We start from the raw sequence: 11,988 nt of genomic DNA on the forward strand, positions 1-11,988 counted from the left end.
CTCTTCGCCGGAGCGCAAATCCAATGGCAATGCCGAAGACTGGGGGCGAAACGTCGGGTCGAGGCTGGCGCCTCGGGCAAAAAAATCCCCGCCCCGGTGACCGGGGCAGGGAGGGGTTCAACTGGAGGGAATCAGAAGCTGTATTTGACGTTGAACATGACGTTGCGCGGGTCGCCGTAGTAGATCGAGTTGTAGGTGCCGATACCGCTGTAGTAGTTGCGGTCGAAGACGTTGTTCAGGTTGACCGTGGCCTTGAGGTTCTGGTTGAAGTCGTAGCTGCTCATCAGGCCCACCACGGCGTAGCTGGCACGGGTGAATTTGTGGCTGGGCAGTTGGTTGTAGGCGGCATCGACGAAGCTGTTGTCGACGAAGGAGGTCGAGCTCTGCCATTGCATGTTGCCGCCTACGGTGACTTTGTTCAGTTCGCCAGGCAGGCGATAGGTGGTGGCTACCTTGAACAAGTGCTGTGGCTGGGTGGTGGCCACGCGCTTGTTCTTGGCGTCGTAGGACTCCTGGTAGACGTAGCCGGCGTTGACGTTCCAGTCCGGCAGCACTTCACCGGCCATTTCCAGTTCGACGCCGTTGGTGGTGGCGCCCTTGATCGCGCGCATGGCCTCGAAGCCGTCAACGCCCATGACGCCTGTATTCTCGCCCAGGTTGTCCTGCTTGAGCTGGAACAGCGCCAGGCTGGCGTTCAGGCGACGGTCGAAGTATTCACCCTTGACCCCCACTTCGTAGCTCTGGCCAGTGAGCGGCTCCAGGGACTTGCCGCTGACGTCCAGGCTGTAGGGCTGCGGTTTGAAGATGTCGGTGTAGCTGGCGTAGACCGTGTGGTAGTCGTCCAGGTCATAGGTGATGCCGGCATAGGGAATGACTTCCCCGGAGTTGGTGGTGGAGATGCTCGGCAGTTGGCGCAGGGCGTTGACCCGATCGATCTGCCAGTCGTAGTCGGTGACCCGGGCACCGAGTATGAAGTTCAGGGCATCGGTGGGCTTGAGGATCACCGCTGCGTAGGAGACTTTCTGGGTGCTCTTGATGTCGAAGGTCGACCACCAGGCCCAGTCGGTCGGGTAGGGCATGCTGTTGTTCCAGTTCAGCACGTCGTCGATGACTCCAGTGGTGGTGCCGTCGATACGCTTGGAGCGGGTGGTGGCGTGGGAATAGTTGTAGCCCAGCACCAGTTCGTGGGTGCGCCCAAACAGCGCGAACGGACCCTTGGCGTAGGCATCGAAGGACTTCTCGTCGCTGTTGGAGCCGAAGTTGGCCACGCCGCCCGGCGGCAGGTAGCCATAGTCCTGGCTGTTGTCGAGATTGACGTGCTCGCTGGACATGCCGGCGATGATTTCCCGCGAGGTGTACTTGCGCGTATTGACTGTCGCCTTGAAGGTCCAGTCGTTGTCGAACTGGTGATCGAGGCCGACAAAGGCGTGCTGGGTTTCCTGGTTGCGGTAGGCGAACTTGTCCGCCGGGTTGGTGGAACGGGAGAACTTGATCCGATTACCGTTCTTGTAGAACACCGGCAAACTGGTGTTGGTCGTGGCGTCGTTGTTGTTCTTCTGGTAGTCGTAGCCGACGCTGAGGGTGGTGGAATCGCTCAGGTCGCCTTCGAGAATGCCGTAGAAGACGTTCTGTTCACCTTTCTGGTAGTCGATGAAGCTGTTGCGCTTGCCGGTGCCGGCCACCATCCGTCCGCGTATCGCACCGCCTTCCACCAGCGGGCCGGAAACGTCCACTTCGCTGGTGTAGCGGTCCCAGGAACCGGCGCCGGCGGCGACGTGGCCCTGGAATTCCCGGGTGGGGCGCTTGCGCACCATGTTGATCACCCCGGACGGATAGCCGATGCCGTTGACCAGGCCGGTAGCGCCCTTGAGCACTTCGATACGGTCGTAGATCAGGGTGTTGCCGATGCTGTAGTTGTCGCGGATGTTGCCGCCGTCGGTGCCCAGGCTGGGAATGCCGTCGTACTGGAAGTTCTGGATTTCAAAGCCCCGCGAGTAATACACGTAGCCTTCGGAGCTCTCGCGGTTGACGGTGATCCCGGGGGTCTGCTGCATGACGTGCGCCAGTTCGGTCAACCCTTGGTCGTCCATCTGCTGGCGGGTGATGACGCTCACCGACTGCGGCGTTTCACGCAGCGACAGGTCCATGCGCGTGGCCGAGTTGCTTTGCCCGGTGGTGTAGGAACCGGTCCCCTCAGTGGTGCTCCCCAGCCCCTGAGTGGAAATGTTCATGGTCCCCAGCTCCACAGCCCCACTGCTTTGCACCAGGGTCACGGTGTTGCCTTGGCGCTGATAACTCACCCCGGTCCCGCGCAGCAGTTGCGACAGGGCCTGGTCGGGCTGCAAGGCGCCCTTGATCGCCGTGCTGCGCTTGCCCTGGACGCTGTCCTGGTTGTAGAGCACTTGCAGGTCGGCTTGCTGGCCGAATGTCTGCAAGGCGCTGCCCAGGGACTGTGCAGGAATATCGAAATTGGCTTGCTGGGCCTGTACCTGGGCGGCACAGGGCAGCGCCAATACGGCCCCAAGCAGATAGGGACGCAAGCTCGGCCGCAGCGCATGGCGCATGAGCAGGGCTTTTTTCAGGGGGGTGAGTCCAAGAGGTGCTGGCATGTTCATTTGCTCTTATTAAGCGGCAATGGGAATTCGTTTTAAATGTGAATGTTTCTCAAACTTGTTATGAGACGTTCGACTTCCCGAAAACCGGAAAGCCGATACGAAAAAAATCAGGCCGGTTCGAGTTCGCAACTGACCTTGCCCGCTTCCATGCGCACCAACTGGTCGGCAATGTCGAAATAGCGATCGTCGTGGGAGATGACGATGATGGTCTTGCCCAGGCGTTTGAGGTCCGGCAGCAGCTCGGTGTAGAAAATCCGCCGGAAGGTCGGGTCCTGGTCGGCGGCCCATTCGTCGAACACCAGCACCGGGCGTTCCTCGATCCAGGCGTTGACCAGCGCCAGTCGCTTGCGTTGCCCGGTGGACAGATCGGTGGTGGTGAAGGCCCCGTCGCGGATGCTCACCTTGTGCCCGATCTCCAGGCGGCGCAGATACTGTTCGGCCTCTTCGGGCAGTTGTTCGCCACCCTGGACCAGGTCATCGAACAGGTAGTAGTCGGCAAAGATGGTGGTGAACAGTTGTCGATAGTCGTCGCGGGTCTCGGCGGTGACAGGGCGGCCGTTGAGGCGGATCTCGCCTTCCTGGGGTCGGTACAGGCCCAGTAGCAGCTTGATCAGGGTGGTCTTGCCGCAGCCGTTCTCGCCAACGATGAAGACGATGTCGCCCTGCTTGATCCGCAGGTTCACCGGGCCCAGGGCAAAGGGCGCGCTGCCTTCGACGGCCGGGAAGGCGTAGCGCACATCGTGCAGTTCCAGGCTGTGCACGGTCTGGGGTTGGCTTGCGGTTTCACTGAGCAGCAGGTGCGGTTCGGGGGAGGAGAAGCGCTCGGACAGTTCGGCGATGCGGCGGAAGGCCACCTGGGCGCGGCTGACAATCGGCAGGTTGCCGATCAGCAATTCCAGGGGGCCCTTCATGTACAGCAGCACCAGGACGAAGCCGCTCATCACTGCGCGGTCGTTGTTGGGCCAGAAGGACTGCAGGGCCAGGGCCAGGCCGATGACCACGAAAAACAGCATGGAGCCGAAGGTCTTGGCGACGATGAAAATGTTCACCGACTCGATCTGTTTGTTGCAGATGTGCTCGGCGCTGTGCTTGATCCGCTGGTTGAACATGCGGTTGCGGCGCGGCCGGTGGATGCGCAGTTCCTTGGCGCCGTCGGCAATGGCGTTGTAGTGCTTTTGCAGGTTGTCCTCTTCATCCCGGGCGTCCATGAAGCCCTTGATGCCCTTGGTTTGCGCAACAAACTGCACGCTGCAACCAATCACGATGGCCACCAGCATCAGCAGGAACATCGGCCATGAGAGCAGGGCCAGGTAACCCAGGCAGCCCAGGGTCACGGTCAGGGAAATGGCCAGTGGCGCAAAGGCGAAGGCGAAGTCGCTGATGGTGTCGATGTCGTGGGTCAGTACCGGGATCAGGCGATGGCTGCGATAGCGTTCGATCTGCTCGATGGGCGCGCTGAGGACTTTTTCCCCCAGGTCTTTGCGCAGCTTGCTGATGATGTGCTGGCCGACGTAGTTGCTGCCGATGTCCGACAGAATCGAACACAGCAGCGCCAGCAGGCACAGCCCGGCGAAGGTCAGGACCACGCCGCGACTGAGGCCGTCGGCGCCGTTCAGGGCCTGGTTGATGGTCGCTAGCAGGACGGTGATGCTCAGGCCGCCGATGATGCCCAGCACGATCGAGACGGCCACGGTGGGCCAGAAAGGTTTGAGCAGGCCCAGCAGGTCACGGATGGCGCTGCGGCTACGCGGAGGGCTGTTCATGATGACTCCTGGTTCAAGCACGGATAAGGGCGGGTGAGAGGCGGTTTGCGTTGGGGCATGGGGGCCGGGGTGCAGCCGTCGGGTTCATCTGGTGCGCTTCCTCTGAAATGGATCGACATACGGGCAAGGGTCCGGGGTGCACAGCGCGACGCTGCGTGCAGTGCGCTGCAATGCCGGGCTTGAGGAGGCTGTCGCGTTCGGGACGGGGCTTGACTCAAGACCGTTGCAGAGAAGACGAAGTGGCACTGGGGGGATTTAGCGCAGGCCCGGCGTCGCGCCGTGCGCCGGTCGCTGCCGGGAGGCTGCAGCGACCGCTGGATCAGCTCAAAGTGGCCGATCGAAGAAGAACTCGCGTTCCAGGCGCAGCAGAGCGGCTTTCTTGTGGGCCAGTTGGATGTCCTTCAAGTGACCGAAGCCCTGGGACTTGAGGAAGTCGATCTGCCGGTCATGGTCGATGCGCGGTTCGCCAAGGATGCGCTGGGTACGTGGATCATCCAGGAACATGTAGTGCATCAGCGAATTGAACCAGCCCTTGAGCTTGCCGATGCCCTGGTGCTTGTTCTCGCCCACCACCACGTGCCAGCCGCGGTCGTGGTCCTGCACGTCGTAGTAGGGGGCGATGCGGTCTTCCTTGCACCAGTAGACTTCGAAGTAGGCGAAGGGCTCGTCGTCGTAGCAGCCGATCAGCGGATGGACCCGCGGGTCGGCGAGCATGTCTTGCAGATAGGCGGCGTGCTCGTCGAGGCTGCCGGCCTGCTCCCAGAAGAACGCCACCTGCTCCAGGTTCATCCAGCGATTGAAGGCTTGCAGGTCACGGTCCGGATCGATGGTGCGCAGGCTGAACTCGGTGTTGAGCCCCGGCAGACGACGGCGGTACACCTCGCCCTGGGGCAGTGGCGGGCGTTGCGGGTGACGTTTCTCGCCGCTGAACTGGTAGAAGGGCGCGGTGTGGGCGCTGGCCGGAGCGCTGAGCCAGGGCAGCGGGTGCTGCCAGAAGGTACTGCGTCGGCACTGTAGCTCCACCTGGTGGGCATCGACGGCGAGCAAGGTGTCAAAGACCCCCTGGCGGATGGCTGACACGGCAAAGTCGCGGCTGGCACGCAGGCGAACCCGCACCTGGGCGGACTTTTTCTTGTAGCAGAAATGCCCGCCCAACAAGGCCAGCAGCGCGCTGGCCGGGTAGTTGGGGGCAATCTCGCCGGCGATCTCGATCAGTTCGCCATCGCTGCGAAAGGTCAGTGCCGCGAAGCCCTCGGTGTGCAGGCTGCCCTGGTTCTCTTCGGCGTCATGCACGCTGGCGGTGGAACCGTCGCTCAGCGACAGGGTGAACAAAGCTGCTTTCATGGTGTGTCTCCGTCAGTCGATGAGGGGAAGGGTCAAAGGTCGCGGGCAACCCGGAACCCCAGCCAGTCACCACGATCGGTGGGGTAGATGTTGTTGCGGTTGCCTGAGCGGGAAAAAATCGGCGCTTCGGTCCAGTCGTTGCCGCGCATCTGCAGGACGCTGCAGTTGGGCTCGGTCCAGGCGCTGCCGTCGGTGGGGGCGCCGACATAGCTGTCATGCCAGCAGTCGGGGGTGAACTCGTAGACATTGCCGTGCATGTCGTAGACGCCAAAGGCGTTAGGGGGGAAGGAGCCGGCGGGCGAAGTGAAGCTGAAGCCGTCTTCCGGGCCGTAGGTGTTGGCGTGCTTGGCAATGCTGTATTCCTTGCCCTCGTCGAAAGGGAAGGGGAAGGGGCCGGTGCTGCCGGCGCGGGCCGCGTATTCGCGCATGGCTTCGCTGACGATGTAGTAGTGCTGGCCGGTGCGCTTGGACAGCCAGGCGGTGTAGGCCTGGGCTTCGTTGAAGTCCATGCACACCGCCGGTTGGCGCGGGCCGACTGGGTAGCGGGGTTTACCGGCCTTGCATTCGCGACCGGGGCGCGTGTCGCCGTCGGGCATCTGGTAGCCGGTTTCCTTCAGGTAGGTGGCCCATTCGCCGGCCAGGACCTGGAAGCGTCCGATGGCGAATGGCTTGGCGAAGGTCACTTCATGCATCGGACCTTCGTCCTCCTGGCGGCCGACCTCGTCAGCGGGGGTACCCATGGTGAAGGTGCCGGCGGGCAGCACCACCATTTCCGGACAGTCCTTGCAGTCCTTGAACACCTTGCCCGGCTGGGGCGAGGCGGCGGCCTGGGCGGCGGTCGGCAGCAACAGGCTCAGCAGCAGGGCCAGGGAGAGGCTGGCCAGGGGCGGGCGGAGGGCGGTGCTCAGTGAATGCTGTTTCATCATGACTCTCTTTTTAAAAGTGACGCAGGGCGCAAGGAGGAGCGGTTTCAGACCTTTTTGCGCAGCAGGTCCATGAAGCGATCGATCTGTTGTTCGTCGTTGAGCAGGCCAGGCGCGGTACGGATCACCGGACCGACGTCCCGGTCCACGGCATCGACCACCACCCGATTGGCCATCAGGTAGGCGGCGAACTGGTCGCAGTCCTGATTCTTGATCCGGAAGAAGGTGAAGCCCGCCGACAGCTCGGGGCTCAGGGGGGTGACCAGTTCCACTTGGGGCAGCTCCTGCAGACGTTGCTTGAGGTAGCTGTTGAGGGCGTGGATGCGCGCCTGGACCTGGGCCTTGCCCAGTTGCAAGTGCAGCTTGAAGGCTTCATCCAGGGCCCAGCGGTGTTCAAAGGCGTGGTAGCCGCCGGGGGTCATGCTGGTAGCGAAATTGTTGTCCTCGGAAAAGGTCGGCACGCTGGGGGTAACGTCCTTGAGCTCTTCGGAACGGGCGCAGATGATCCCGGTGCCGCGAGGGCCGAACATCCACTTGTGAGTGCCGGAAATGAAGTAGTCGCAGTGCATGTCGGGGAAATCCAGGTTATCCACGCCAAACCCGTGGACCCCATCCACCACATAGATGATTCGGTCTTTGTCGTCGCGGTTGCGGTTGAACTCATCCACCAACTGGCCGATCTCGCCGATCGGCAGCTTCACGCCACTGCCCGACTGCACCCAGGTCATGCCCAGGACTCGGGTATTGGGGCGGATGCTGCGCTTGATCGAGCCCAGGATTTCATCCTTGGACACCCGGTGCGGGTCCTTGAACAGGCTGATCTTGCGCACCTGGGTGCCTTGTTTGGCCACGCGGAAATTCAGGCTGTATTCGGTGGCGTAGTGTTCGTGGACCGTGGTCAGGATCTCTTGATCGGGCCGCACGTGAAGGCCGCCGTAAATCATCGCCAGGCCTTCGCTGGTGCTGCCGGTGAGGGCGATCTGGCCGGGCTTGGCTTGCAGGTAGCGGCCCGCCCATCGACGCACCTCGGCCTCGCGTTTCCAGGGTTCCTGCAGGTCCCAGTCCATGGCCAGCCCCGGGTTGCGGTCGATATTGGCGCGATGCCGTTCGATGGCTTCACGCACGGGCCTTGGGTGCGAGGTCACCAGGAAGTTGGAAAAGTGAATGGAGTCCGGGTCCTGGTCGAACAGCAGGCGCAGTTGCGCCCATGGGTCCTTGGGCGCAGGGGACGGGGCGCTAGTGCTGGTGCCGGACGCGGCCAGGGCGCCGGCGCCCAGAGGCAGGCCGGCGGCGAGGATGCCGGCCTGTTTGAGAAATGTACGGCGATCGGTCATGAGCTCATTTCACTGGTTGGCAAAAGGGGGGATCAGCGATGGGCCAGGGGCTTGGCGGATTTCTGCACCTGCTCCCAGACCCGCAGGAAGTTGCCGCCCCAGAGCTTGGCGATATCCGCTTCGCTGTAGCCGCGCTGCAGCAGTTCGGCGGTGACGTTGCGGCCCTCGCTGACATCCTTCCAGCCGTCCAGGCCGCCCCCGTCGTTGAAGTCCGAACTGATGCCGACGTGGTCGATGCCGATCTTCTTCACGGCGTAGTCGATGGCGTCGCCGAAGTCCTTGAGGGTGGCCTTGGGTTCTGCTTCGACAATGCTGTACAGCTCGCCGGCGTATTCGCCGAAACGCTGTTCGGGCCACACGGTGATGATGGCGTCGCCGGGCATCAGGGCCATTTCCAGCCCGGTCAAGGGTTGCAGGTCGAAACGCGCGCGCAGGGCGTTGAGCTTGTCCCGGGTCGCTTGGCTCAGGGGACGGATGTAGGTGGGGAAACCGACGATCTGCACCACGCCGCCGCTGTCCTTGATCAGCTGCATTTCCCTGTCGCTGAGGTTGCGCGGGATATCCACCAGGGCCCGGGGCGCCGAGTGCGAAGCGACGAAGGGCGCGCGGCTGAGTTGGCTGACCTGCTCCAGGGCCTTGGTCGACATCTGCGAGACGTCGATGATCACCCCCAGGTCGTTGAGTCGGTGCACGGCCTGCCGGCCCAGGTCGGACAGGCCGCCGAGGGCGTCCGGGGTGTCGTTGAAGAACGGCAGTGGACGCGAGGAGTCGGACCAGGCGTTGTTGCCCACGTAGCTGAAACCGAACATGCGCATGCCCCGGGCCGCCCAGTGATCGAGCTGGTCGAGATCGGTGCCCAGGGGGTAGGCGTTGAGCATGCTGAGGAACACCGCGAACTTGCCTTCGCCGTTGAGGCGGCGGAAGTCGTCTGGGGTATAGGCAATGCCCACCTGGTTGGGGAAGTCGCGGACCATGCCGGTGAGGATCTTGTAGCGCGCTTCCTGCTCGTTGCGCGCGGCGTCGACAAAGCCCGCCGTGGGACGATGAGGGGCATTTGCGCCGTTCCAGATTTCCGGCCAGCCGAAAATCGTCAGGGCTGCGCCGGACAGGCGCCCGCGTCCGGCCTTGGTCAGGTCGAACTGGCCGCTGCCGTCCTTGTCGGCCTCGTTGCCGGCACTGCCGAAATCCAGGGGCACGGTAATGTGGCTGTCGAAGGAGAGGATGCGCTCCTGCAATTCTTCGGCCTGCTTCATCACCTTGACCGGGTAGCCCGGGTTGTCCCTGAACCAGTAGTCCCAGGCCAGGAAGCCGGCACCGGCGCCAATCGCCAGGGCCAGCGGCAGGCCGATGTAAAGAGCCTTCTTCGAACGTGGTTTTGTCATTGCCATCTCAGTCGGTTTCGCCGTCAAGGTGCAGGCACGGGGGCCTTTGCTATCTGGGAAGAACGAGCCAGTGACGAAGAAATTTAAGTCCCCTGCGCGGGCGGTAAATTTCCGTGGGCAATAAACGTTCTAGCTTGGATAAAGCCTGCATCAGGGCTGACACAGGTAGGGCAATGACGATTTCTCGACGAGGGTTCATGGCGGGCTTGGCGCTGACTGGCGCTGCCGTGCCGGCGGCGTTTTATGTGCATCGCGAGTTGACGCGTGAGGAATTCCCGATCACCCCGGGCGAGGCCACGGTGGAGCTGGCGGATACCGCCGGGCAACGCTTGGCGGACCAGTTGCGGGGCATCTGGAGCATTCGCTTTGAAGGCGCCGATGCCGGGCTCGATGGCCTGGGGCGCCAGGACTTGGAAGTGTTTCTCGACATCGCCCAGCGCGGGCGTGGCCTGCGCGGTTACCTGGATACCGCCGAGGGCCTGCGCGGCGCCGCCGAGCCGCGCTACCGGATCGTTGCCGACCTGGTGAGCCCACAGCCGGGTGAGATGTACTGGCGATTGATTCCTGCCACGGCGGTGGACGGTGCCGCCACTTATGAGTTCAAGATGAGCCTGGATGAAGTCTGGGCCGATTTCGCCAACGCCGGCAGCGGCACCCTGAGCGGCCGTGTCGAGCGCCTGGACCGGCCCCTGGCGCTGCCCGCCTTGGACAACCGCTTTGTCGCCACCAAGCAGATGTTTCCCGAGGCTCGCCAGCGTATCGGCCTGAACCCGACGCTGCTGGCCTGGCTGGTGTCGCCCGAGCATCGGTTGTTCCACCAGCTGTGGCACGCGACCCGGGACAAGTGGCACCGGCTTTCCGAAGAGAAGCGTGACGCCCTGCGCGGCATCGGCTGGCAGCCCGGTCCTCGGGGGCAGGAGCGCGATGCGCGCGGTCCGAAGAAGGATCGCAACGGCTCGGGTATCGATTTCTTCTTCATGCATCGGCACATGCTGGGCACGGCGCGTTCCATGCAGGACTTGCCGTCCTGGCAGCATTTCCCCCTGCCGCAGCCGGAACTGCTGCGTGATCGCCTGGGTTTCGCCCGCTATTTCGACAACCATGACGGCGGTTCCCTGCCGCCGGCGTGGCTGGCCGATGACGATGACGACTACAGCCAGTGGGTCAGCGACATCAAGGCCGGCGAGACCTACCACAGCAACTTCCAGGTCTGGGAGTCGCAGTACCGCAACCCGCGCTACCTGGCGAACCTGACCTTGGGTCAGTTCGGCTCGGAAATCGAACTGGGCCTGCACGACTGGCTGCACATGCGCTGGGCCTCGGTGCCGCGTGATCCTTCCAGCGGTGCACCGGTGCCCATGGCTCGCGATCCGGCGGACTTTTCCCCGCGCTGGTACCAGCCGGAAAACGACTTTCTCGGCGATCCGTTCTCCTCCCATGTCAGCCCGGTGTTCTGGCGTTTTCATGGCTGGATCGACGACCGCCTGGAGGACTGGTTCCGTGCCCACGAACGTTTCCATCCCGGCGAGCTCAAGCGTCTGGAAGTCAATGGCGTGCCCTGGTTCGCCCCGGGGCGCTGGGTCGAGGCCGGCGATCCCTGGCTGGGGCCGGTGACCCACGGTTGCAGCACCATCCCTGGATTACAGACCGGCAAGACCGTGGAGATGGACCCGGAAACCATGAAGCTGGCCCTGCGCATCACCTTTATCGAGGATGAAAAGCAGTTGGCCGATCTGCTGCGCAAGGTGCCTCGCCGGCCCTGGTATGCGCGGCATTTGAAGGTCAGGCAGCGACTGCTGTAGCGGCGCCGGACTGAGCGTGAACTTCGAGTCTGGAGGTCGTTGCTAGGGGTGTTCAGATCGAAAGGGCCACTTCGGCCAGGAAGCTGAACAGTTCTGGGTATCCGGTCTGCTGCCATGCTTGGGTTTCATGATCAAAAAAGCACACCTCTGCCAGGCATTGGGTATTTTCAATCCGGAATCCGTAGAAGTCGCCGCAGCCGTTCTCTGAAAACAACAGATGACACTTGCCAATCAGTGGGTGTTGTCGATTGATTCTGGCCAGGTTGAAATCGCTGTCTCTGTCCAGTGAGTAGACGATTCCCAAGGCAAAGTAGCCGCCCCCATGCTTCAGCAGGAGCTGGCGGTACTCGACAGGAAGTCGCAGCGCCAGGTCATTTTGAGCCTCGGTGATGTCCTCCTCGGTGGCGGCGCTGTCCGAAGGGAGCTCAAACCAGATCGGATGGAGGTTCTTCTTGGCATTCAGCAGTTGTTCAAATTCACTGAAGTTCATTGTCCTGGTCTTCTTGAGGGGCGATGCATCAGCTGTCGGCCAGTGTTTCAGACGCTCCGTGATGGTTCAGGCGCTGAGTTAGCGATGCTATCTCCTGGGCTTTCGGTTTCTTGCTGGTCACGGCCTCGTAGATCTCGTTGAGGACCAGATCCGGGTCCTTGTGGGTGAGCTGTGAGATGACATTCGCCAGGTTTCGATCTGACAGATGTTCATATAGCGCTGCCAGAAGAGGGCGGTAATCGGTTGGGCTGACTCCGTTCGGGAATGCTCTTTTCAGCATCGACAGTACGTCTGCCAGGGAGGCGTCCAGCTCGGTTCCGATGGGCATGGTGGGG

9 protein-coding genes are annotated in these 11,988 nt (G+C 62.6%); 1 reads left to right on the top strand and 8 read right to left on the bottom strand.

The window, feature by feature from the left end; translation table 11 throughout:
- Nucleotides 1-131 precede the first annotated feature (131 nt).
- From J5M73_RS23955 to pvdM, 6 genes are all read right to left on the bottom strand, one after another.
- Nucleotides 132-2,609 carry a TonB-dependent siderophore receptor gene (locus J5M73_RS23955; RefSeq protein ID WP_159426431.1) on the bottom strand — a complete coding sequence of 826 codons (2,478 nt, stop codon included), beginning with the start codon at nt 2,607-2,609 and terminating at the stop codon, nt 132-134.
- Between the two features lie 113 nt (nt 2,610-2,722).
- Nucleotides 2,723-4,378, bottom strand: coding sequence for a cyclic peptide export ABC transporter (locus tag J5M73_RS23960; protein ID WP_060840283.1), 1,656 nt, complete (start codon nt 4,376-4,378; stop codon nt 2,723-2,725).
- Nucleotides 4,379-4,702: 324 nt separating this feature from the next.
- Entirely contained in the window at nt 4,703-5,722 is a 1,020-nt protein-coding gene (locus tag J5M73_RS23965; protein WP_060840282.1) for a GNAT family N-acetyltransferase, read from the bottom strand.
- Nucleotides 5,723-5,754: 32 nt separating this feature from the next.
- Complete coding sequence (locus J5M73_RS23970; RefSeq protein WP_060840281.1) at nt 5,755-6,645, bottom strand: formylglycine-generating enzyme family protein; 891 nt, start codon at nt 6,643-6,645, stop codon at nt 5,755-5,757.
- A 47-nt stretch (nt 6,646-6,692) separates the two neighbouring features.
- A complete protein-coding gene (locus J5M73_RS23975; RefSeq protein WP_102861758.1) occupies nt 6,693-7,979 on the bottom strand; it encodes an aminotransferase class V-fold PLP-dependent enzyme in 1,287 nt (428 codons plus the stop codon).
- A 32-nt stretch (nt 7,980-8,011) separates the two neighbouring features.
- The gene (gene pvdM, locus J5M73_RS23980) at nt 8,012-9,361 is read right to left on the bottom strand and encodes a pyoverdine-tailoring dipeptidase-like protein PvdM (protein ID WP_102861757.1); all 1,350 of its coding nucleotides are present in this window, start codon (nt 9,359-9,361) and stop codon (nt 8,012-8,014) included.
- A 173-nt stretch (nt 9,362-9,534) separates the two neighbouring features.
- Here pvdM and J5M73_RS23985 point away from each other — a divergent pair, with 173 nt between their 5' ends.
- Nucleotides 9,535-11,163 (top strand): PvdJ/PvdD/PvdP-like protein, encoded by a 1,629-nt coding sequence (locus J5M73_RS23985; protein ID WP_102861756.1) that lies wholly within the window; start codon nt 9,535-9,537, stop codon nt 11,161-11,163.
- A gap of 52 nt (nt 11,164-11,215) precedes the next feature.
- On the opposite strand, the gene J5M73_RS23990 is transcribed toward J5M73_RS23985, so the two are convergent.
- Complete coding sequence (locus J5M73_RS23990) at nt 11,216-11,653, bottom strand: SMI1/KNR4 family protein (protein ID WP_102861755.1); 438 nt, start codon at nt 11,651-11,653, stop codon at nt 11,216-11,218.
- A 28-nt stretch (nt 11,654-11,681) separates the two neighbouring features.
- Nucleotides 11,682-11,981 (bottom strand): DUF3349 domain-containing protein, encoded by a 300-nt coding sequence (locus J5M73_RS23995; protein ID WP_102861754.1) that lies wholly within the window; start codon nt 11,979-11,981, stop codon nt 11,682-11,684.
- Between the last annotated feature and the right edge of the window lie 7 nt (nt 11,982-11,988).

The organism is Pseudomonas sp. 50_B (assembly GCF_017491625.1).
Classification (GTDB): domain Bacteria; phylum Pseudomonadota; class Gammaproteobacteria; order Pseudomonadales; family Pseudomonadaceae; genus Aquipseudomonas; species Aquipseudomonas danubii.